Below are 21,914 nucleotides of genomic sequence, written 5' to 3'. Positions count from 1 at the left end.
CCGCAGTCCAGCCTCGACCTGGCTTATTACTGGCCCACAAAAGCGCGGATGAGGTGCTCGACAGGGCCGCCGTCGCGATGCTCGTGCGCATCGAAGGCGATCTGCTTTGCCTCGTATTCGGCATAGATGGCATTGATCCGGCGCTTTGCCTCGCGACGTGCCTCGAAACAATGCGGGTCATCAGCGACTGTCAGCCCTCGAACCGACTTTTCGGTGGCCCGCATCATCTGTCTGGCGATGCGGCCATGGGTCTCTTCATGGGCGCGGACGCCAGCGAAGAACCGCTTCCAGCGCTTCTGCAGCGCAGGCGACGTGGCTGAGACCAGTTTGGGATAGGTATAGAAGAGATTGAGCGTTCCGTTGGCCTGGCGCAGGCGGCAGACGCCGTTTTCCTGATAGGCGTCGAAGGTCCAATCATCGACGCTGTAGCCGGTCTGCGCGATGGCGTGGGTCATGAAGCCGTGCTTCGGCCCACTGCGATCCATGGCCTCGATCAGGGCCGCGCCGGTGGTTCCGGCAATGTTGTAAGTTCGTGTCTTGACCAGCACCTTAGTGCCGGCCAAGGCTGCAGGGGCGCACAATGCCCCGATCGCCACAACGCTCGTCAGAACTGCCAGGCGCATTTTTCCTTCCTCCCTGTCGCCGCAGAAAGGAAACACAGGCAGGCGGTTTATTCAACAATCCTACGGTTGCGCTGCTCCTCATCTTGTTTAGTCCGGAACAAACCTTGTGACTTACATGTTCTGGTAGACCGGGCCCTCGCCGCCCTGTGGCGGCACCCAATTTATATTCTGGTTCGGGTCCTTGATATCGCAAGTCTTGCAGTGCACGCAGTTCTGCGCGTTGATGACGAAGCGCACATCCTTTGCCGCAGGATCGGCGGCGGCATTGCCGTCCTTGTCGACCCATTCGTAGACGCTGGCCGGGCAGTAACGCGTCGAGGGCCCGGCATAGACGTCATGCTCGGAGCGCTTTTGCAGGTCCATGTCGGCGACGAGCAGATGGACCGGCTCGTTCTCCTCGTGGTTGGTGTTGGACAGGAACACCGACGACAGCCGGTCGAAGGTCAGCACCCCGTCCGGCTTCGGGTAGGCGATCTTCTGGTGCGCGGCGGCCGGTTCCAGCGTGGCGTAGTCGGCCTTGCCGTGCTTCATCGTGCCGAAGGGCGAGAAGCCGAACAGCGTGTTCAGCCACATGTCGAGCCCGCCAAGGCCGACACCGACAATGGTGCCGAAGCGCGACCATAGCGGCTTGACGTTGCGCACTTTCTTCAGGTCCTTGCCGATATCGGTGGCGCGCCAGGTGGCCTCATAGGAGGCCAGCTCGTCATTGGCGCGGCCGGCGGCTATCGCATCACAGACATGCTCGGCCGCCAGCATTCCGGAGAGCACGGCATTGTGCGAGCCCTTGATGCGCGGCACGTTGACGAAGCCGGCCGCGCAGCCGATCAGCGCACCGCCGGGGAAGGACAGTTTCGGCACCGACTGCCAGCCGCCTTCGGTGATGGCGCGGGCACCATAGCCCAGCCGCTTGGCACCCTCGAAGGTGCCGCGGATCGCCGGATGGGTCTTGAAGCGCTGGAACTCGTCAAAGGGCGACAGATAGGGGTTCTTGTAGTTCAGGTGAACGACGAAGCCGACTGCCACCTGGTTGTCCTCGAGATGGTAGAGGAAGGAGCCGCCGCCGGTCTTCATATCGAGCGGCCAGCCGAAGGAATGCTGGACAAGGCCCGGCCGGTGGTTTTCCGGTTTGACCTGCCAGAGTTCCTTGAGGCCGATGCCGTATTTTCCGGGCTCGCGGCCGTCGGAAAGGTGGTATTTGGCGATCAGCTGCTTGGCGAGCGAGCCACGCGCGCCCTCGCCGATCAAGACATATTTGCCCATCAGCGCCATGCCCGGCGCAAAGCCCGGACCGTGCGTGCCGTCCTTCTCGACGCCCATGTCGCCGGTGACGACGCCGGTGACCGCACCGGCCTCGTTGTAGAGCAGACCGACCGCGGCAAAGCCCGGATAGATCTCGACGCCCAGCGCCTCGGCCTTGGTCGCCAGCCAGCGGCAGACATTGCCGAGCGAGACGATATAGTTGCCGCGATTGTTCATCAGCGGCGGCATCAGTATGTTGGGCAGACGGAACGAACCGGCGGGGCCGAGAACCAGGAAATGGTCGTCGGTGACCGGTGTCCTGAAGGGATGACCCTCCTCTTCGCGCCAGCCGGGCAGCAGCCGGTCGATGCCGATCGGATCGACGACGGCGCCGGACAGGATGTGCGCGCCGACTTCGCCGCCCTTTTCCAGCACGACGACGGAAAGCTCGGGATTGACCTGCTTGAGACGGATCGCGGCGGCGAGGCCGGCCGGGCCGGCGCCGACGATGACCACGTCGAATTCCATGCTTTCGCGTTCGATATCGCTCATCGACCCCTCACTGGCTCGCTATTCCCGGCATCTTGCTGGCTCACGCGCTGCATAGCGCATCAAATAGCGACGGGAAACCGGCGCGGACGTGACAATACCGATTTCGTCAAAAAGTCGCGTCCTGCCACACAGATTCGCGGTGGCGAGCATCAATCTTCAATCCTATTCCGTTTGCACAGATATGTCGCACTGATGTTTTTAATTGTTCGACGGCTTGCTTATCGGCCATACTTCCCGCCATGCGCATATTCAGGCCGGCTGGCTTTTCATCGACGCGCTTTTTTTTCACGCCCGGCCGGATTTGCCGTGCGGCGCTGTTGGCGCTTCTGCCGCTGACGGCTCTCGATGCCCATGCCGAGCAGCAACTGGTCTGGGCGACCGGCGCCTATTCCTTTTCCGACGAGCGCGGCGGCTTCCGCATCACCGGGGCTTCCGGCATCGGCACGAAAGAGGATCCGCTGGTCATCACCGAAGAATTGAATTCAGCGACGCCGGTAACGCTTGCCATTCGCACGACAAAGCCGATCCAGCCGTTCGGCAAGGCGGGAGACTTCGCCAATGGTCTGATGTATATGCGCATCGACGTGCTCAACAATAGCGGCCAGGCCTGGGTCGAGTTCCAGTTCGAACTCCAGGAGATCCTCGACCAGCCGAGCGTGTTCGGCGACGGCCTGTCGTTTGACCAGCGCAACAAAACGCCTGAAAATATCTGGTCGAGCAGCTACGCCGATTTCGACCGCAATTTCGAACCGTATGACCGCCTGCTGTTCAAGAACGGCAAGATCGACCCGCTGAAGACCGCCAGCTTCTATTTCCTGATCACCGACTACACGCCGCGCTGGACGTTCTATCTGGTGCAGGATCCGCGCATACCGTCGAGCTGAACTTGCAAATTCAAGCTTCGCGGCCGAATGTGAAACCATGACTGCCGCCCCCCACAATAGCCGAGCCGATCTCGCCGAGCTGCTGGCCTTCTACGCCACCGCCGGCGTCGACGAGGCACTTGAAGAACAGCCGGTAAACAGGTTTGCAGAAGCCAGGCCACCGGAGCGGGTGCCTGCGGCGGCCGCTGTGCCGCCCAGTGAAAATGCGGCGCCACAACGCTCGACGAGCGTATCGCGCGCCGAAATGGGCGAGAGACCCAATACGGCACCGGCAGTGCGAACGTCCCCGGCCATGTCAACGGTGCCCGACGAGGCGCAAGCGGCATTGGCGCGGCAACTGGCGAGATCGGCGGCAAGCCTCGACGAGCTTCGCCAGCACATGGCGGCATTCGACGGCTGCAATCTCAAATTCACCGCCAAGAACCTTGTGTTCGCCGACGGCAATCCGACTGCCGAGGTGATGCTGGTCGGCGAAGCGCCGGGTCGCGATGAAGACATAGAGGGCTTGCCGTTCGTTGGCCGCTCCGGCCGGCTGCTCGACCGCATGCTGGCCGCGATCGGTCTTGACCGGACGTCCGTCTACATCGCCAATGTCATTCCCTGGCGGCCGCCCGGCAACCGCACGCCGACCCCGCACGAAACCGAGATCTGCCGGCCGTTCATCGAGCGGCAGATCGAGTTGGTCAATCCGAAGGTGCTGGTCAATCTCGGCGGCCCGTCGGCAAAGACCCTGCTCAACACCTCCGAAGGCATATTGCGGCTGCGCGGCAACTGGCGCGTCCACACGACCCCGTCCGGCGTCGCCATTCCTGCCATGCCGACCCTGCATCCGGCCTATTTGCTGAGAACGCCGGCGCACAAGAAGCTGGCGTGGCGGGATTTCCTCGAAGTGAAGGCGAAGTTGCGGGCGCTTGGGTAATGGTGCAGAGCGCGTCTTCAGTTCTCCCCTTGCGAGGAAGGAAGGGCGGCATCATGACTTCGCAGGTAATTGAAATGGGCCCACTGCCGGCCTAGTCATCTCGTTATGACAGCAGCCCAGATTTCCGCCGGCAGTCTCATTCGCGAATGGCGTACACGCCGGCGCATGAGCCAGCTCGACCTCGCTATGGAGGCCGAGATCTCGCAGCGGCATCTGAGTTTCATTGAAAGCGGCCGCGCCGCACCCTCGCGTGACATGGTGCTGCATCTGGCGGAGCAGCTTTCGATCCCGCTCAGGCAGCGCAACCAGCTGCTGCTGGCTGCCGGCTTTGCCCCGAGCTTCGGCGAACGACCACTTGACGATGCCTCGATGGCACCGGCGATGGCGGCGGTCGAGACCGTGCTCATGGCGCACGAGCCGTTCCCGGCGCTTGCCGTCGACCGGCATTGGAACCTGGTGTCGGCGAACGCCGCCATCGGCCCGTTCCTCGCCAATGTCGCCGATGCCTCCCTGCTGAAGCCGCCGGTCAACGTTTTGCGCCTCAGCCTGCATCCCGGCGGCATCGCGCCGCGTATCGTCAACCTAGCGGAATGGCGGACGCATCTTCTGGAGCGGCTGAAGCGGCAGAACGACGCTACCGCCGATCCGGTTCTTGTCGAGCTCGAGCGCGAGCTTCGGGCCTATCCGTCCGGCCTTAGAGGCAGCCGGCCGGCGCCGGTCGAACCGAACGCTATTGTCCATCCGCTCAAGCTTGCCCATGGCGACGCGGTGCTGTCGTTCATCAGCACCATCACCGTGTTCGGCACGCCGCTCGACGTGACGCTGTCGGAGCTGGCGATCGAATCTTTTTTCCCTGCTGACGAGCAGACGCGGGCGGTGCTGGTGCGGCTGGCGAAAGAGCGGACTGACGCAGCGGAGCCGTGATCACCCTTCCGGCGCGACGGCCTTGCGGGTGCGGGTGCGTTCGAGACCCAGCTGGCGCTCGCGCCAGATGATGAAAATCCCCGCCGCAACCACGATCATGCCGCCGACCAGCATGTTAATCGTGGCGACGTCGCCAAAGACCAGATACCCGACGACGACGCCGAGGATCATCGAAGTGTATTCGAAGGGTGCCACGACGGAAGCCTCGGCATGGCGATAGGCCGAGGTCATCAGGATCTGGCCAAGCCCGCCGCAAAAACCCGCGGCAATCAGAAGCCCCGCCTGTGCCGTCGTCAGCGCCTGCCAGCCGAATGGCAGCGAAAGCAGCGCCATGACGCTCGCGGTTACCGAAAACCACAGCACGATGGTCGCCGTCCGCTCGCTCTGGACGAGGTTACGAACCAGGAGCATGGCGATGGCCGAGATCGCCGCGGCTATGAGGGCGGCGATGACGCCGAGCACCTCCTGATCGCCGAGGGCAGCGCCCGAACTGAGCAGCGTCAGTTCCGGCCATGAGATGATCAGCACCCCGACCAGGCCGACGGCAACCGCACTCCAGCGATATATGCGGATGGCTTCGCCGAGGAAGATCGAACTGAACACCACGACCAGCAGCGGCTGCGCGTAGTTCAGCGTGATCGCCTCCGGCAGCGGCAGCCGCGTCAGCGCGAAGAAGCCGAGCCCCATGGCACAGACACCGACGACGCCGCGCGCAATGTGGTTGAGAGGGCGCTTTGTCGAAAAGGCGGTTCCGAGTTTTCCCTGGAAGGCGAGAAAGGCGATGATCGGAAAAATGGCAAAGAAGGAGCGGAAGAAGACGATCTGGCCCGCCGGCACGGTGCCTGCCGCCTTGATGCAGGACGACATGCCGACGAAGACCGCCACCGATACGATCTTGAGCAATATCCCGGTCAGCGTGCTGTGCTCGCCGGCAAGGTCGCCGGCTGCAAGCACTGGCAAATCCGGTCTGGCTGTCACGCCCCTTTTGCTTCCTCGATCGCCCAGATGCGCGCCGGCGTTGCCGGCATGTCGATAGGCCTGATGCCGTCGGCGCGGTAGAACGCGTCGGCCACCGCATCGAGCGCGGCAGGCGTCGATCCGATCGTAACCGCCCCGGCGCCTTTGATGAAGGCCCGATCGTCGCGACGCAACACAGAGGCGCTCATCCCGAATTTCGGCGTGACGATGGTCATGGAAGCCTCGCGATGATGCTTGGAAAATGATCGCCGGAAATAGACGTCGCTGCAGTTTTGTCGAGGGAGTGTTTCGTGTAAAGAGCGCAGACTTCAAATTATTTGGACCAGCGGACCCGCCCGCCGCTCCCGGATCGACAGGAAAAATAAAGGAATGCGCACAGATACCGGCCAGGTCTTCAAACTCGAAGACTATCGCCCTAGTGATTATCTGATTCCGGAAACCAGCCTGACTTTCCGCCTTTCGCCTGAAGCAACGCATGTCACCGCCGTGCTGACGGTCGAACGTCGCGACGAGATTGCCGCGTCGGTGCCACTGGTGCTGGATGGCGACGGGCTGACGCTCCGCAGTATCGCCATCGACGGCCAGGAACCGAGCCTTGAGGATTTTCTCGTCACGCCCGATCAACTGACAATAATCAGCCCCCCTGCCACAAGGCGCTTCCAGCTGAGAATTGAAACCGTGTTGGCGCCGGCGCAGAACGAAGCGCTGATGGGCCTCTATCGCTCCAGCAACGTCTATTGCACGCAATGCGAGGCCGAAGGCTTTCGCCGCATCACTTATTTCCTCGACCGTCCCGACATCCTGTCGGTCTATACGGTGCGTATCGAAGCTGAGCGCAATGAGGCGCCGCTGCTTTTGTCCAACGGCAACCCGGCCGGCAGCGGCGAGCTTGCCGGCGGCTGGCACTATGCGGTCTGGCACGACCCCTTCCCCAAGCCGTCCTATTTGTTTGCGCTGGTGGCGGGCGACCTCGGCAATATCTCGGACAATTTCGTTACCCTGTCTGGCCGCAAGGTCGAGCTCGCAATCTATGTCGAACCGGGCAAAGAGAGGCTCGCCGGCTACGCCATGGACGCTTTGAAACGGTCGATGAAATGGGACGAGGAGGCATTCGGCCGCGAATACGACCTCGATGTCTTCAACATCGTCGCCGTGTCCGACTTCAATATGGGCGCGATGGAGAACAAGGGTCTCAACATCTTCAACGACAAATATGTGCTGGCCGACCAGGAAACCGCGACCGACGCCGATTTCGCCAATATCGAAGCCATCATTGCGCATGAGTATTTCCACAATTGGACAGGTAACAGAATCACTTGTCGTGACTGGTTCCAGCTTTGCCTGAAGGAAGGCCTGACCGTTTTCCGCGACCACGAATTCTCCGCCGATCAGCGCTCGCGCGCCGTCAAGCGCATCGCCGAGGTACGTACGCTGCGCGCCCATCAGTTTCCCGAGGACCAAGGGCCGCTGGCGCATCCAGTGCGGCCGCGCCGCTATCGCGAGATCAACAATTTCTATACGGCGACGGTCTATGAAAAGGGCTCGGAAGTCGTGCGCATGATCCACACTATCCTCGGCGCAGAGACGTTCCGCGCCGGCATGGACCTCTACTTCGAACGTCACGACGGCCAGGCGGCGACGATCGAAGACTTCATCAAGGTGTTCGAAGACGTTTCCGGTCGCGACCTGTCGCAGTTTTCGCTCTGGTATCATCAGGCCGGTACGCCGAACCTGACCGTCAGTTCGGCGTATAATCCTGCGGCGCAGGAATTCACGCTCGAAATCGAGCAGTCGGTGCCGCCAACGCCGTCGGAAAGCCGCAAACGGCTGATGCACATTCCGCTTGCCTTCGGCCTGGTCGGCGCCGGCGGCGAGGCGACAGCCTATAGCGGCGTGGAGGGGGCGAATGTCGAGGACGGCGTCATCCATATCCGCAAACGCCGCCATGTCGTCAGGTTTTCCGGGATTGCCGAGCGGCCGGCCATGTCGCTCAACCGCGGCTTTTCGGCGCCGGTGACGCTTTCGGTCGAGCAGCGGCCCGACGACCAGTTTTTTCTGGCGGGCCACGACAGCGACGCCTTCTCGCGCTGGCAGGCGTTCAACACGCTTTTGACCGATGCGCTGATTGCAGCTTTCCGCCAGATCCTGGACCACAGGCAACCCGAGTTCAGCGCCCGGCTGACCGGGCTTGCCGGCAAAATAGCCGGCGACGAGGCGCTCGAACCCGCCTATCGGGCACTGGCGCTGGCGCTGCCCGGCGAGGCCGATATCGCCCGCGACATCGGCAAGAACATCGACCCCGACGCCATTTTCGCGGCGCGCGGGGCGCTGGCAGTTGCGATCGCCGAGGCCAACCGCGAGATATTCTCCAATTTCTACGATCGGCTCGCCGACAATGGTCCGTTCAGCCCGGACGCGGCCAGTGCCGGGCGGCGGGCGCTGCGCAATGTCCTGCTGGACTATCTCTCCTTGCTGCCGGGAGGTGCGGAACTCGCTGCCCGGCACTTCCAATCGGCGACCAACATGACGGATCGTGCCGCGGCGTTGACCGTGCTTGCGCACCGTCACCACGGCTCACCTGAGGCAACCAAGGCACTGGCCGATTTCGAGGCGAGATATGCAACCGATCCGCTGGTCATGGACAAATGGTTCCAGATCCAGGCCAGCGTGCCCGGCCCGCAAACCGTCGACGCAGTGCGCGCCTTGACCAGCCACCCAGCGTTCTCGATGGTCAACCCGAACCGGGTACGCTCGCTCATCGGTACGTTTTCCAGCGCCAACCAGACCGGCTTTCATCGCGCCGACGGCGAGGGCTACCGGCTTTTCGTCGAAACGGTGCTGCAGGTCGAAAAACGCAACCCGCAGGTGGCCGCCAGGCTGGCGACGGCGCTCAGGTCGTGGCGCTCGCTCGAACCCGTGCGGCAGGCCAAGGCAAGGGAGGCGTTGCTTTCAATCGCCAATACCGAGAAGCTGTCGGCCGATTTGCGAGACATCGTCGAGCGCACCCTGGCGTAAGCGACCTCCCCTTCTCCCCTTGTCGTGGGAGAAGGGAAGACCATGCGAAAACCCATTATTTTAGTCGATTTTTAATCTTTTTTCGCCGCACCTCTGGACAAGGCGAATCACCTTTGATTCTTTAGTGACGATTCGGAAGTGCGGCGTTGCCGGATCGTCAAGCGGGACAGAAAATCGGGGAGTGCCATTTATGGCGAAGGCGGACGCGTGGGGCGCGCCCGGTGGGACGGCGTTTGAGCGTCGCGAGGCGCGAAACGACGGTCTCGCGGGCAATACGCGGCTCATCGCCGAACCTGCCTACCGACGGCTGCTGGCAGCCGAGCCGCTGTTGCGGCGATCGATACCGGCCCTCATTATCATGTTTCTGTTGATCATCGCGGTACTGCGCTTTCTGTCACTGATGAACGAGCGCGACGAGATCGAGCGCGACGCCAAGGCGATCCTTGCGCTGGCCGCCGGCCAACTGGCCAGTTCGATCGCCGACGCGACCATGGTTTCCGCGCCAGGTGCGATCCAGAACCTGCTGGAGAGCACCGGTCGTCAGGGCGCGATGGGCCGAAGCCACGTACTGGCGATCACCGACAGCGCCTTCAAGATCATTGCCGTATCGCCGCAGTCGATGCACTGGGAGGGCCGATCGCTCGATGGCGTCGTGCAGGGCGGGCAGCCGCTGTTCATGTTCGGCGACCGCGCCGGAGTGATGGAGGTCAGCATCGGCGGACAGGACTGGTACGCGGCAGTGAGCCTGGCGAATGGCCGAAAGGGTGCCGCGGCAGCGTTCGTGCCGCAGGAGGCAGTTTTTGACGCCTGGCGCAAGACGGTCTCACTCAATGTCACGCTGTTCGTGCTGACGGCCGGCGTGCTGATCGTCATCCTTTATGCCTATTTCGGCCAGGCGGCGCGTGCCCAGGCCGCCGACCGCATCTATTTCGAAGCCCACCAGCGCATCGACATGGCGTTGGTGCGCGGCCGCTGCGGCCTGTGGGATTGGGACATGGTGCGCGGCAAGATGTACTGGTCGCGCTCGATGTACGACATGCTGGGCTACGAGCCTTGCGACACGATGCTGTCGTTCGGCGAAGTCGACGAAATCATTCATCCCGAGGACGGCGATTTGTTCGAACTCGCCAACAGGATCGTCGCACGCGAGATCGACCATATCGACCAGGTGTTCCGGATGCGCCATGCCGACGGGCAATGGGTTTGGATGCGCGCAAGAGCACAGGTTATCGACCCGGAAGCGCCGGAGATCCAGCTGATCGGCATCGCCGTCGACGTCACCGAGCAGCGGCACCTGGCGCTGCGCTCCGAAGCGGCGGACCTGCGCCTGAGGACGGCCATCGAAAACATCAACGAATCCTTCGTGCTGTGGGATTCGTCCGAGCGCCTGATCATGTGCAATTCCAAATACCAGCAGGACAACGGCCTGTCGGATCGCGACGTGATGCCGGGCGCCCCGCGCGCCGTGCTGGAACAACGCATGCTGGCCTTCGCCTCGGAGCGGCGGCTTGCCAATACCAACGGACCGCAGGGGGGCGCGACCTTCGAACGCCAGCTTGCCGACGGCCGCTGGCTGCAAGTGAACGAGTTGCGGACAAGGGACGGCGGCACCGTCTCGGTCGGCTCCGATATCACCCAGATCAAGCTGCACCAGGAGAAGCTGGTCGACAGCGAGCGCCGGCTGATGGCGACAATCCACGACCTCAGCCTTGCCCGCCGCGCGGAAGAAGAACGGGCTCGTGAGCTCGTCGAGCTCAATCGCAAATACATGAAGGAAACCGAGCGGGCCGAAGCGGCAAACCGGGCCAAATCCGAATTCCTGGCCAACATGTCGCACGAGTTGCGGACGCCGCTCAACGCGATCATCGGCTTCTCGGAACTGATGGAACGGCGGCTGTTCGGGCCGCTGGGGTCGCCGCGCTACGAAGAGTATGCCACCGACATCAATGGCAGCGGCAAATATCTTCTCGGCGTGATCAACGACATCCTCGACATGTCGAAGATCGAGGCCGGCCAGTTCGCCCTGGATCAGGAAGAAATCGATCTCTGCCCGCTCATCAGGGAGACGGTTCGCGTCGTCTCGCTGCAGGCGGCGGAAAAGTCGATCACCGTCGAAACCCGCATCGCCGATTCGCTGACGCTGTTCGCCGACCGCAGGGCGATCAAGCAGATCCTCATCAACCTTCTGTCCAATGCGGTGAAGTTCACCGGGCAAGGCGGCCACATATCGGTCAGAGCCCGCAGCATTTCCAGCGCGCTGATCCTGACGATCGAGGACAATGGCTGTGGCATCCCGAAAGCGGCGCTGAGCAAGCTCGGACGGCCATTCGAACAGGTGCAAAACCAGTTCTCCAAGAGCCATACCGGCTCCGGCCTCGGCCTCGCCATCTCGCGCTCGCTGGCCGAGCTTCAGGGTGGCGCGTTGAAGATCCGTTCGACCGAAAGCATCGGCACGATCGTCTCGGTACGCATCCCGATGAAGAAAGTCGCGCAGGCGATCAGGGCGGCTGCGTGAATGACCAGATAAGTCTCCGGCGGCTCGCGCCGCCGGAGCGGTTGTCAATTCTCACTGCATGCCGTCAGCGCCATCATTGCCTTCGCCGTCCCATTGGCGGTGACGGCCGGGACCCTTCGGCAGTTCGTTCTTCTCGATCTTGCCGTCATTGTCACGGTCGAGCATGGCGAACACCTTCTTCTGGCGGCTGGTGATATCGTCGGCGGTCAGCGTCCCGTCGCCCTTGGTGTCGTAGCGGGCGATGATGCGCCTGGCCATCTGCTCGAAGCGTGCCTTCTCCAGCGCGTCGGCGAGCTGTGCCACGGTCAGCTTGCCGCCATTGTCAGCGACCATCTTCTTCAGCCGCGCGTTCATGGCGTCGGAGAACTGGTCGAAGGTGATGGTGCCGTCATTGTCCTTCATGACTTTGCCCAGGCGCATCATCATGCCGTCGCGCGGCCCGGCGCCGGAGTGCTCGTCTGCATAGGCCGCGGTGCCGACGGCGCCGGCCAGGGCTGCGAAAACGAGTGCAAGTCTGGTTGTCTTTCTCATGGTCTTCTCCTGTTGCATCGTCACCCCCGATGCTAGAGCGGCGAACCTTCAATCCCCCGCTCTATCTCTTTGATTGAACATCGGAACCTCCCAAAAAAAGGTCGCAATTTTGGGTCCGATGCTCTCGCCCGTACGGCTGGTTGCCGTCACGGTTGCTTCGCACGAAGCAGAAGGTCGAAATCCTTTCTGACCTTCTGCGACGTCTCCTTAAGATGCGCTTCAAGCACACCGAAATCAGGCAGGTCGGTGACCGCAAGAAGCAGATCGGAAAGCCCTGGCGGAACGTCGTCGCGTTCGAACGCGCCGGTGAGGCAAAGCCGTATCATCTGAGTCAGCGCCAGATAGAGCGAAAAGGCATCCACCAGTTCCTGCCTGACCTGGGCGCCGGCGAAATCCGGCGCCAGGCGCGACAGGACCTCAGCCGTGCCGGTAGCCCTGCGGCCGGCTTCGATCTTTCCCGTGATCAGCGCAACCTGGGCAATGAATTCGAGATCTATGAGGCCGCCCGGGATCAGCTTGATGTCCCAGGGATCGCGCGGCGGCTTCTCCTTATCGACCATGGCGCGCATCTCGGATGCCTCGGCCATCACCTTGGCTGGATCGCGCGGCAGAGCGAGCACTGCGGCAACTTCCTCCTCAACCTCGCGGCAGAGCTCGGCATCGCCACCGATCGTGCGGGCCCGCGCCAGCGCCATATGCTCCCACGTCCAGGCGTCCTGGCGCTGGTACTTCTTGAAGGCATCGACGTGCGTGGCCACCGGCCCCTTGTTGCCGGACGGTCGCAGGCGAAGGTCGAGCTCGTAGAGCACGCCCTCGGCGGTCGGCGCGGAAACGGCGGCGATCAGCCGCTGCGTCAGCCGGCTGTAGTAATGCGACGGGGCAAGCGGCTTGTCGCCGTCGGACTCCTCGGCATCGGCGTCGTGATCGTAGAGCAGGATGAGGTCGACGTCGGAACCCGCCGTCAGTTCGCGGCTGCCGAGCTTGCCCATGCCGAGCAGTGCGACCCTGCCGCCGGCAATATAGCCATGACGCAACGCGAATTCCGCCGTCACCGCCTGCAACGCCGCCTCGATGGTCAGATCGGCGAGATCGGAAAAGGCGCGGCCGGCGCGCGGCGGATCGATCGACCCTGCAAGCAGCCTGACGCCGATCAGGAATTTTTGCTCCGAAGCAAAGATGCGGAGCCGGTCGAGCACGTCCTCATAAGCCCTGTCGCCTTCGAGGAAGGCGGCAAGGCGCGCCGACAGATAGGCGCGGTTGGGCAGTTCGCTCAGCAGCGCCGGATCGAGCAGGCCATCGAAGACATGCGGCCGGCGCGTGATGATGGCGGCCAACCGCGGTGCTGCGCCCATGATCGTCGCCATCAGATTCAGCAACGCCGGATTCGACTGCAGCAGCGAAAACAGCTGAATGCCGGCAGGCAGGCCGGCAAGGAATTCGTCGAAGCGGATCACCGCCTCGTCCGCCCGCCGCGTCTGGCCGAAGGCTTGCAGCAGCGCCGGCGTCAGTTCGGTCAGCCGCTCGCGTGCCTCCGCCGACCGGGTGACGCGGTAGCGGCCGAAGTGCCAGCCGCGGATAACCCGGCAGATGTCGCTCGGCCGCTGGAAGCCGAGCCGCCGCAGGGTCTGCAAGGTATCGGGATCGTCGACGTCGCCGGTAAAGACCAGATTGCCGATGCCGGCCGAAAGCTCCGGCGCGGTCTCGAACAGCGCTGCATAGTGGCGCTCGACCTGATGCAGCGCCGCGCGGAACGTTTCGGCAAAGCCTGCCGCATCAGCAAAGCCCAGCATGCGGGCGACGCGTTCCAGCCCCTCTTCGTCCTCCGGCAGAATATGCGTCTGCTGGTCGGCAACCATCTGGATGGCATGTTCGACGCGGCGCAGGAACCAGTATTGCCTGGTGAGCGCATCGCGCGCGTCGGCGGTGATCCAGCCGCGCGCGGCGAGTTCGCCGAGCATCGACACCGTCTCGCGGCCGCGCAGTTCGGGAAAGCGGCCGCCGGCGATAAGCTGCTGGGTCTGGACGAAGAACTCGATCTCGCGGATGCCGCCGCGACCGAGCTTGACGTTGTGGCCTTTGACCGCGACCTCGCCATGGCCCTTGTGGGCGTGGATCTGGCGCTTGATCGAATGGACGTCGGCAATCGCCGCATAGTCCATGTATTTGCGCCAGATATAGGGCTGCAGTTCCTTCAGGAACGCGGCGCCGGCGGCAACGTCGCCGGCCACCGGGCGAGCCTTGATCATGGCGGCGCGCTCCCAGTTCTGGCCGCGCGCCTCATAGTAGCGCAGCGCCGCCTCGACCGGGATCGCCAGCGGCGTCGAGCCGGGGTCGGGACGAAGCCTGAGATCGGTGCGGAAGACGTAACCGTGCTCGGTGCGGTCCTGGAGGATACGGACCAGCCGACGAGTCAGGCGCGAAAACAGCTCTGTGGCATCGAGCGGGTCGACGACGGCAGGCGCATCGGGGTCGAAGAAGGCGACGAGGTCGATGTCGGAGGAGAAGTTCAGCTCATGCGCGCCGAGCTTGCCCATGCCGAGCAGAATCCAGCCCGAGCGTCGCGCCGGATTTTTGGGATCCGGCAATCGGAGCTTACCCTGCTCATGCGCATCGCGGAGCAGGAAATCGACGGCCGCACGCGTGCAGGCATCGGCAAGGTCGCTCAGTCTCCGCACTGTCAACGAGGTCTCGGCCTCGCCGGCGAGATCGGCCAAGGCGATCAGGAAATGCGCCTCCGCCTTGCATTGGCGCAGCTCCATCATCAGGCTGCTTTCGGAGACGGCCTCTGCGCGTGCTGCCTTGTCGACCGCGGCGCCGATCGATGACAGCCGCGCCTCGACCCTCCCGTCGAAAAGCGCATCGAGTATCCGCGGCCGGCGGCGCGCGGTATCGCGCAGGAACGGCGACAGGTCGAACACGGCGGCGAGGAAATCCTGGACGACCCCCTTGCCGGCGAGAAATTTCGCCAGTCGCGGCAGTTCCTTTTGCCGCGCGGCGTCGGCGATCTCCGACAATTCCTGCCTGGCGCGGCTTGCATCCAGCGGAACGAGCTCTACCGCCGGCTTCAACAGCCAGTCCGTTTCCAGGCGTCGCACTGCCATCCTCGCAACCATCAGCGATCCTCCCGCCCGGGAAAACTCATGACGACCAACAATCCGGGATTGCCGGGCAGAAGCTCAAGCCGTCCATTGTGGAATGTCATGATCGCCTTGGCGAGACTCAAGCCAAGGCCGGAACCCGGCTGCGAGCGGCTCTTTTCCAGCCGCACGAAACGCTCGGTCACCCTGGCGCGGTCGACATCGTCGGGAATGCCCTGGCCGTTGTCGGAGACGGCGAGTCTGATCTCGCTACCGATACGCTCCAGCGTCACGCGAACCGTAGGCCTGGAGGTCGAGTCGGTCGAATATTTGATCGCATTGTCGACGATGTTGGACAGTGCTTGGCCGATCAGCTCGCGATTGCCGTCGACGACGAAAGAACCTTGCACCGAAGTTTCGAGCGTCACGCCCGCCTCCTCCGCTACCGGCTCGTAGAGTTCGACGACGTCGTGCACGGCAGCGGCCAGATCGACCCTGGTGGTGCTTTCCGAGGAATAACCTGCCTCCAGCCGCGAAATCATCAGGATAGCGTTGAAGGTCTTTATCAGCTGATCGGATTCGGCGATCGTTCCTTCCAGCGCCTGCCGGTAGTCACTGGTGTTGTGCTTGCCGGAAAGCGTCGCCTCGGCGCGATTGCGCAGCCTGGTCAGCGGCGTCTTCAGGTCGTGGGCGATGTTGTCGGAGACCTGCTTCAGGCCCTCGTTCAGCGTGGCGATCCGGGCCAGCATGGAATTGAGGTTTTCCGACAGCCGGTCGAACTCGTCACCGGCGCCGGTGACCGGCAGCCGGCCGGAAAGATCGCCGCCCATGATGCGGCGGCTCGCCTCCGACACGCTGTCGATGCGCTTCAGCGCCGCGCGCCCGACGAAGAACCAGATCAGCAGCCCGCCGACGCCCATCATGCCGAGCGCCAGCATCAAGGCGCGGCGAATGACGGCGCGGAAGCGCTCCGGCTCGCCGAGGTCGCGGCCGACCAGCATGATCATCTGGTTGGGCAGGCGCAGCACCAGGGCAACGGCGTTGTGGCCTTTCTCGCCTTCGGTCTGGACTTCGCTCTGGGCGGGCTCGTTCGGGTCGGAGACCGGGTTGCGCTGCCGCTCGAGCTCGCCCTCACCGAAGCGGCGGTAGGAGAACGGTTCGGTGGTCCAGCCCTCGGCCTCGATCACGCCCGGCTCCAGGCTCTGCACGTTGCCGGTCAGGATCTGGCCGTTGGCATCGGCGATCAGATAGAGATTGGCGCCGGGCTGGCGGGAGCGCTGCTCGACGACGCGGACCAGCAGCGGGAGGCCGCCGCGCTGATAGGCGCGGGCAAGGCCGAGCACCTCGTCGTTGATCGTCTCCTGCGTCTGGGCGGTCAGCATGCGCACCGAGAGCGAGGTCATGTACAAGACCAGCAACACCGCACACAGCGCAAAAAGCAGAAGATAAAGCGCCGAAAGCCGCGCTGCCGTCGTCTTCATGATGGCCGGCACGGAAAGAGCCATGGGGTTCTAGCCGCTTTTCAGCATGTAGCCGGCGCCGCGAACCGTGTGCAGGATCGGCTTGTCGAAGCCCTTCTCGATCTTGCCCCGCAGCCGCGAGATATGAACGTCGATGACGTTGGTCTGCGGATCGAAATGGTAGTCCCAGACGTTCTCGAGCAGCATGGTGCGCGTCACCACCTGGCCGGCATGGCGCATCAGATATTCGAGCAGGCGGAACTCGCGCGGCTGCAGCGTTATCTCGCGCCCGGCGCGGCGCACCGAATGCGACAGCCGGTCGAGTTCGAGATCACCGACCCGGTAGACGGTTTCGGCTTCCCTGGCGCTGGCGCGGCGGTTCAGCACCTCCACGCGGGCGAGCAGTTCGGAAAAGGCGTAGGGTTTGGTCAGATAGTCGTCGCCACCGGCGCGCAGACCGGTGACCCGGTCGTCGACTTCGCCGAGCGCCGACAGGATGAGCACGGGCGTCGTGTTGCCTCTGGACCTGAGCCCGGCAATGACGGACAGGCCGTCGCGGCGCGGCATCATGCGGTCAACGACCATGACGTCATAGTCGCCGGAATCAGCGAGCGCGAAGCCGGTTTCGCCGTCGCCGGCGACATGGGCGGTATGGCCGGCCTCGGCGAACGCCTTCTGCAGGTAGTCGGCTGCCTCGCGATCGTCTTCTATGACGAGAATCTTCATAGAACCGTTATACGCGATTTCACTGGAAGATTGAGTGGCCGGCATACGCATCGTGGCCTTCTCCATGGCGTATCGCGAACAAAGTGATTCAGGGATACGCGGTAAGTCTTTGTTTTAGCATGTCGTAGCCTAAAACCGCTTCACGCTTTGAGCGACATGTTCGAGCGGCAGCGGGCGATGGGAAGCCCGCTGCCGCTGGGGCGGAACACGATGACTGACTAACGTATTCAGGCCCCGTGCTTTCCCGTGCGGCGGCTCGGGGGTGTTGAAAACCGCCGCACCGGAAAAGTCAGCCCTTGGCGACAGGCAGTGCGACGAAGCGGTTGCTGTCGTCGCGGGTGATCTGCATCAACACCGCCTTGCGGCCGGACTTCACCGCGTCGGCCATCGCCTTGTCGACGTCGGCGGTGCCGCTCACTTCCGTCGAATTGACGGAGGTGATGACGTCGCCGGGCTGGATGCCGCGATCGGCGGCATCGCTGTCGGGGTCGACGTCGGTCACCACAAGTCCCTTGCCATTTTCGGACTTGGTAACGGTCAGGCCGAGATCGGCGAGCGTGTCGGTCTTCGGTGCCGGAGCAGGCTGCTGGTCGACCGAGGCCTGCTTGTCGCTCGACGGCAGCTTGCCAAGGTCGACCTTGACCGCCTCGCTCTTGCCGTTGCGCCACACCGTGACATCGACCGATTTGCCGGGCGGGTAAGCGCCAATCAGTCGGGCGAGTTCCTTCGGTGAAGCAACGTCCTTGCCGTCCACCTGGGTGATCACGTCACCGGCGGTGATGCCGGCCTTCTTGCCGGGACCGCTGTCCTGCGCGCTGGCAACGAGCGCGCCCTTGCCGGACCCAAGGCCAAGCGACTCGGCGATTTCGGGCGTGACCGGCTGGATTTCGACGCCGAGCCAGCCGCGCTGGACGGTACCGTTCCTCATCAGATCCTGCACGACCTGCTTGGCGGTCGAAGCGGGAATATCGAAGGCAATGCCGACGCTGCCGCCCGACGGCGAGAAGATCGCGGTGTTGATGCCGACAACCTGTCCGTTGAGGTTGAAGGTCGGGCCGCCCGAATTGCCGCGGTTCACCGAGGCGTCGATCTGGATGAAGTCGTCATAGGGACCGGCGCCGATATCGCGGCCGCGGGCCGAAACGATGCCGGCGGTAACCGTGCCGCCGAGGCCGAACGGATTGCCGACAGCCACCACCCAGTCGCCGACGCGAACCTTGGAATCATCGGCGAAGTCGACATAGGTGAACCTGTTACCGTCATCGACCTTGAGCACGGCAAGATCGGTGCGCGGATCGGTGCCGATCAGCTTGGCGTCGAGTTCCTTGCCGTCATTGGTCACCACGGTGAAGGCGGTGCCCTCCTCGACGACATGGTTGTTGGTGACGAGATAGCCGTCATCGGAGATGAAGAAACCCGACCCTTGCGCCACCGGCCGCGGCTGGTCGTTGTTGCGGTCACGATGTCCAAAACGGCGCATTCCGTTCGGGCCCTGATCGCCAAAGCCGCGGAATTCGCGGAAGAAACGCCGCAGCTGCGGGTTATCGGGAAGATTGCCTAAGCCGTCCTCGTCGTCCATCTGGTCGGAACCGTCATCCGCCGTCGGCTGGATCTTGGCCTTGACGCGCACGCTGACAACCGCCGGCGAAACGCGCTCGACCACATCGGCGAAGCTTGGGACCTGCGGTGCCTCGACACGTACGGCGTCGGCCAGCACCGGGGCTGTCCCGGTGGCAACGGCGCCGAAGCCGATCGCGCCGGCAATGGCCAGGGATGCGGCTGCGGCCAGCAGGCGTTTGCGAGTGCGAAGAGATGAATTGGGGGCAACATTCATGGTTCTCGTATCCTCTTTTCAAGGGACGCCCCTTGCTTGGCATCCTCGACAAAGGAAATAGAGAGCCGCACATTACGGCGCCATTTCCGGTACATGAAACTTTCGTAATGTATCGATCAATCGCGGCGGAGTATCGCGTCCAACGCCGCCTGCTCGTCCGCGGTCAGGGCATTTGTCGCCGTCGAGCGGCGCGAGCGGGCGGCCAGCAGGATGCACGTCCCACCAACGAGCAGCAGAAGAACTGGCGTTCCCCAGAGCAAGACATTGCGCAGATTGAAGCGTGGCTTCAGCAGCACGAACTCGCCGTAGCGCGAAACGACGTAGTCCATCACCTGCTGATCGGTATCGCCGGCGACCAGACGCTGGCGCACAAGGATGCGCAGGTCACGGGCAAGATCGGCATCGGACTCGTCGATCGACTGGTTCTGGCAGACCATGCAGCGCAGGCCTTCCGACAAAGCGCGCGCCCTCGCCTCGAGTGCCGGGTCGGCGAGCACCTCGTCGGGCTTGACCGCCTGCGCGGCGCCGGCGAACAACAGCGCCAGCAGCAGGACCAGCGAGGCCAGCGTGCTCCTTCTCATTGCGGGCTCGCCGATGGCATGGCGCCTGCAGGCTTGCGGCGCGACGGTGCGCCGACGCGCAGGCGACGGTCGAGCAGCGACATCGCCGCGCCCGCCATCATCACCAGTCCGCCGCCCCAGATCAGCGTCACCAGCGGTTTCCACCACAGACGAACGACCACAGAGCCATCGCTGCCCTCGTCGCCAAGCGAAAGATAGAGCTGGCTGAAGCCGATCGTCCTGATGCCGGATTCGGTTGTGGTCATCTGGCGAACCGGATATGAGCGCTTGGCCGAGGTGATCTCGCCTGCGACGCTGCCGTCGGCGCCAAGCAGGGCGAAGCGGCCGCGATCCTCACTGTAGTTAGGCCCCTGGACCGGGTAGAGCCCCTCGAAGCGCAGCTTGTGGCCGGACAGTTCGACGGTCTCGCCGGCATGCATCGACAGGATTTTTTCGGTGCCGAAGCAAAGCGTGCCGACAATGCCGAGCGTCGTCAGCCCGAGGCCGAGATGCGCAAGCGCTGTGCCGAAGACCGAGCGCGGCAGGCCGGCGAAGCGCCTGAGCATGGTGGCGAGCGCGACGGTGCCGAAGCCGGATTTGACGCCGAGATCGGTGAGCGCACCGCAGATTAGCCAGAAGGCAAGGCCGACACCGAGCGCTGCGAATACCGATGCGCCATCGATGAACAAGGCTGTCACTAGTACGGCGAGCAGCGCCGCCGCGAAAGCCGCCATCAGGCGCTGGGCGACCGCGAAAATGTCGCCGCGCTTCCAGGCGAGCAGCGGCCCGAACGGCACGACGACCAAGAGCGGCACCATCAGCGGGCCGAATGTCAGGTTGAAGAACGGCGCGCCGACCGAAATCTTGTCGGCCGAAAGCGCCTCGACGGCGAGCGGGTAGAGCGTGCCGACCAGCACGGTGGCGGTGGCGGTGGTCAGGAACAGATTGTTCAGGACCAGCGCGCCTTCGCGCGAGATCGGGTGAAACAGGCCGCCGGCCGTCAGCCGGGAGGCGCGCAAGGCAAACAGCGCCAGCGAGCCGCCGATGAACAGCGTCAGGATGCAGAGGATGAAAACGCCACGCGTCGGATCGGTGGCGAATGCGTGCACCGAGGTCAGCACGCCGGAACGCACCAGGAAGGTGCCGAGCAGCGACAGTGAGAAGGTCAGGATCGCCAGAAGCAGCGTCCAGATCTTCAGCGCCGAGCGCTTTTCCATGACGATGGCCGAATGCAGCAGCGCCGTGCCCGCCAGCCACGGCATGAAGGATGCGTTCTCGACCGGATCCCAGAACCAGAAGCCGCCCCAGCCGAGCTCGTAATAGGCCCAATAGGAGCCCATGGCGATGCCGCCGGTGAGGAACATCCAGGCAACCAATGTCCACGGCCTTACCCAGCGCGCCCACGAAGCGTCGATGCGGCCCTCGATGAGGGCAGCGACAGAGAAGGAAAAGCAGATCGAGAAACCGACATAGCCGAGATAGAGCAGCGGCGGATGGATGGCGAGGCCGAGGTCCTGCAGGATCGGGTTGAGATCGCGGCCCTCGATGGGCGCCGGATTGAGCCTGACGAACGGGTTCGACGTCGTCAGGATGAACAGGAAGAACGTGGCGCCGATCGCTCCCTGCACGGCAAGCACATTGGCCCGGAGCGTCGCCGGAAGATTGCCGCCGAAAACGGCGACAAGCGCGCCGAAGAAGGTCAGGATCAGCACCCAGAGCAGCATCGAACCTTCGTGATTGCCCCAGGTTCCGGTGATCTTGTAGATCAGCGGCTGCAGCGAATGCGAGTTCTCCCAGACGCTCTCAACCGAAAAATCGGACCCTGCATAGGCGGTCGCCAGCGCTACGAAGGACAGCGCCGTCAAGGCAAAGCCGGTCAGCGCGGCGGGTGCGCCGACGGCCATCATCTTGTGGTTGCCGGTGCGCGCGCCGAACACCGGCACCACCGTCTGCACCAGGGCCAGCGCAAACGCCAGGACCAGGGCGAAATGTCCGGTTTCAACCACTGTCGCCGCACCCGCTAGATCTTGCCGCAGGTTCTTGCCGCAAAACCGTGGAACACTTTTGCGGAACCTGC

At 63.5% G+C, this 21,914-nt stretch carries 17 protein-coding genes; 5 read left to right on the top strand and 12 right to left on the bottom strand.

Going from position 1 to position 21,914, the window contains the following annotated elements; genetic code table 11:
- Positions 1-26: 26 nt before the first annotated feature.
- From NKH83_RS05055 to NKH83_RS05045, 3 genes are all read right to left on the bottom strand, one after another.
- Positions 27-623: a DUF922 domain-containing protein gene (locus tag NKH83_RS05055; RefSeq protein ID WP_352802369.1), complete on the bottom strand. Its 597-nt coding sequence runs from the start codon at positions 621-623 to the stop codon at positions 27-29.
- Between the two features lie 111 nt (positions 624-734).
- Complete coding sequence (locus NKH83_RS05050; RefSeq protein WP_352802367.1) at positions 735-2,414, bottom strand: electron transfer flavoprotein-ubiquinone oxidoreductase; 1,680 nt, start codon at positions 2,412-2,414, stop codon at positions 735-737.
- Between the two features lie 106 nt (positions 2,415-2,520).
- Positions 2,521-2,703 carry a hypothetical protein gene (locus tag NKH83_RS05045; protein WP_254820002.1) on the bottom strand — a complete coding sequence of 61 codons (183 nt, stop codon included), beginning with the start codon at positions 2,701-2,703 and terminating at the stop codon, positions 2,521-2,523.
- Here NKH83_RS05045 and NKH83_RS05040 point away from each other — a divergent pair.
- The 3 genes from NKH83_RS05040 to NKH83_RS05030 all read left to right on the top strand — a co-directional run bounded on the left by NKH83_RS05040 (position 2,654) and on the right by NKH83_RS05030 (position 5,141).
- Positions 2,654-3,298, top strand: coding sequence for a hypothetical protein (locus NKH83_RS05040; RefSeq protein WP_352802365.1), 645 nt, complete (start codon positions 2,654-2,656; stop codon positions 3,296-3,298). The genes NKH83_RS05045 and NKH83_RS05040 overlap by 50 nt on opposite strands.
- 37 nt (positions 3,299-3,335) lie before the next feature.
- On the top strand, positions 3,336-4,217 hold the full coding sequence (locus NKH83_RS05035; protein ID WP_352802363.1) for a uracil-DNA glycosylase: 882 nt from the start codon (positions 3,336-3,338) through the stop codon (positions 4,215-4,217).
- Between the two features lie 105 nt (positions 4,218-4,322).
- Complete coding sequence (locus NKH83_RS05030) at positions 4,323-5,141, top strand: helix-turn-helix domain-containing protein (RefSeq protein ID WP_352802361.1); 819 nt, start codon at positions 4,323-4,325, stop codon at positions 5,139-5,141.
- Here the strand turns inward: NKH83_RS05030 and NKH83_RS05025 are convergent, their stop codons facing one another.
- Both NKH83_RS05025 and NKH83_RS05020 read right to left on the bottom strand, forming a co-directional pair.
- Positions 5,142-6,119, bottom strand: a complete 978-nt coding sequence (locus NKH83_RS05025) for a DMT family transporter (protein WP_502895546.1) — start codon at positions 6,117-6,119, stop codon at positions 5,142-5,144.
- Positions 6,116-6,334: a hypothetical protein gene (locus tag NKH83_RS05020; protein WP_352802757.1), complete on the bottom strand. Its 219-nt coding sequence runs from the start codon at positions 6,332-6,334 to the stop codon at positions 6,116-6,118. The genes NKH83_RS05025 and NKH83_RS05020 overlap by 4 nt, the downstream gene beginning before the upstream one ends.
- Positions 6,335-6,488: 154 nt before the next feature.
- Between NKH83_RS05020 and pepN the strand changes: the two genes are divergently transcribed.
- Entirely contained in the window at positions 6,489-9,134 is a 2,646-nt protein-coding gene (gene pepN / locus NKH83_RS05015) for an aminopeptidase N (protein ID WP_352802359.1), read from the top strand.
- A 190-nt stretch (positions 9,135-9,324) separates the two neighbouring features.
- Positions 9,325-11,649 (top strand): PAS domain-containing sensor histidine kinase, encoded by a 2,325-nt coding sequence (locus NKH83_RS05010; RefSeq protein ID WP_352802357.1) that lies wholly within the window; start codon positions 9,325-9,327, stop codon positions 11,647-11,649.
- A 51-nt stretch (positions 11,650-11,700) separates the two neighbouring features.
- Here the strand turns inward: NKH83_RS05010 and NKH83_RS05005 are convergent, their stop codons facing one another.
- From NKH83_RS05005 to NKH83_RS04975, 7 genes are all read right to left on the bottom strand, one after another.
- Positions 11,701-12,180 (bottom strand): EF-hand domain-containing protein, encoded by a 480-nt coding sequence (locus tag NKH83_RS05005; protein ID WP_352569858.1) that lies wholly within the window; start codon positions 12,178-12,180, stop codon positions 11,701-11,703.
- 146 nt (positions 12,181-12,326) lie between these two features.
- Positions 12,327-15,293, bottom strand: a complete 2,967-nt coding sequence (locus NKH83_RS05000; protein ID WP_352802355.1) for a bifunctional [glutamine synthetase] adenylyltransferase/[glutamine synthetase]-adenylyl-L-tyrosine phosphorylase — start codon at positions 15,291-15,293, stop codon at positions 12,327-12,329.
- Positions 15,293-16,762 (bottom strand): ATP-binding protein, encoded by a 1,470-nt coding sequence (locus NKH83_RS04995; protein WP_352802353.1) that lies wholly within the window; start codon positions 16,760-16,762, stop codon positions 15,293-15,295. The genes NKH83_RS05000 and NKH83_RS04995 overlap by 1 nt, the downstream gene beginning before the upstream one ends.
- A gap of 6 nt (positions 16,763-16,768) precedes the next feature.
- Positions 16,769-17,443: a response regulator transcription factor gene (locus NKH83_RS04990; RefSeq protein ID WP_254819962.1), complete on the bottom strand. Its 675-nt coding sequence runs from the start codon at positions 17,441-17,443 to the stop codon at positions 16,769-16,771.
- 289 nt (positions 17,444-17,732) lie between these two features.
- Positions 17,733-19,277: a Do family serine endopeptidase gene (locus tag NKH83_RS04985; protein ID WP_352479537.1), complete on the bottom strand. Its 1,545-nt coding sequence runs from the start codon at positions 19,275-19,277 to the stop codon at positions 17,733-17,735.
- 116 nt (positions 19,278-19,393) lie between these two features.
- Entirely contained in the window at positions 19,394-19,858 is a 465-nt protein-coding gene (locus NKH83_RS04980) for a cytochrome c-type biogenesis protein (RefSeq protein ID WP_352479536.1), read from the bottom strand.
- Positions 19,855-21,843, bottom strand: coding sequence for a heme lyase CcmF/NrfE family subunit (locus tag NKH83_RS04975; RefSeq protein WP_352479535.1), 1,989 nt, complete (start codon positions 21,841-21,843; stop codon positions 19,855-19,857). The genes NKH83_RS04980 and NKH83_RS04975 overlap by 4 nt, the downstream gene beginning before the upstream one ends.
- Positions 21,844-21,914 lie beyond the last annotated feature (71 nt).

Source organism: Mesorhizobium sp. M0909 (assembly GCF_040319515.1).
Classification (GTDB): Bacteria; Pseudomonadota; Alphaproteobacteria; order Rhizobiales; family Rhizobiaceae; genus Mesorhizobium.
This window is presented reverse-complemented; position numbering and strand designations above follow the sequence as displayed.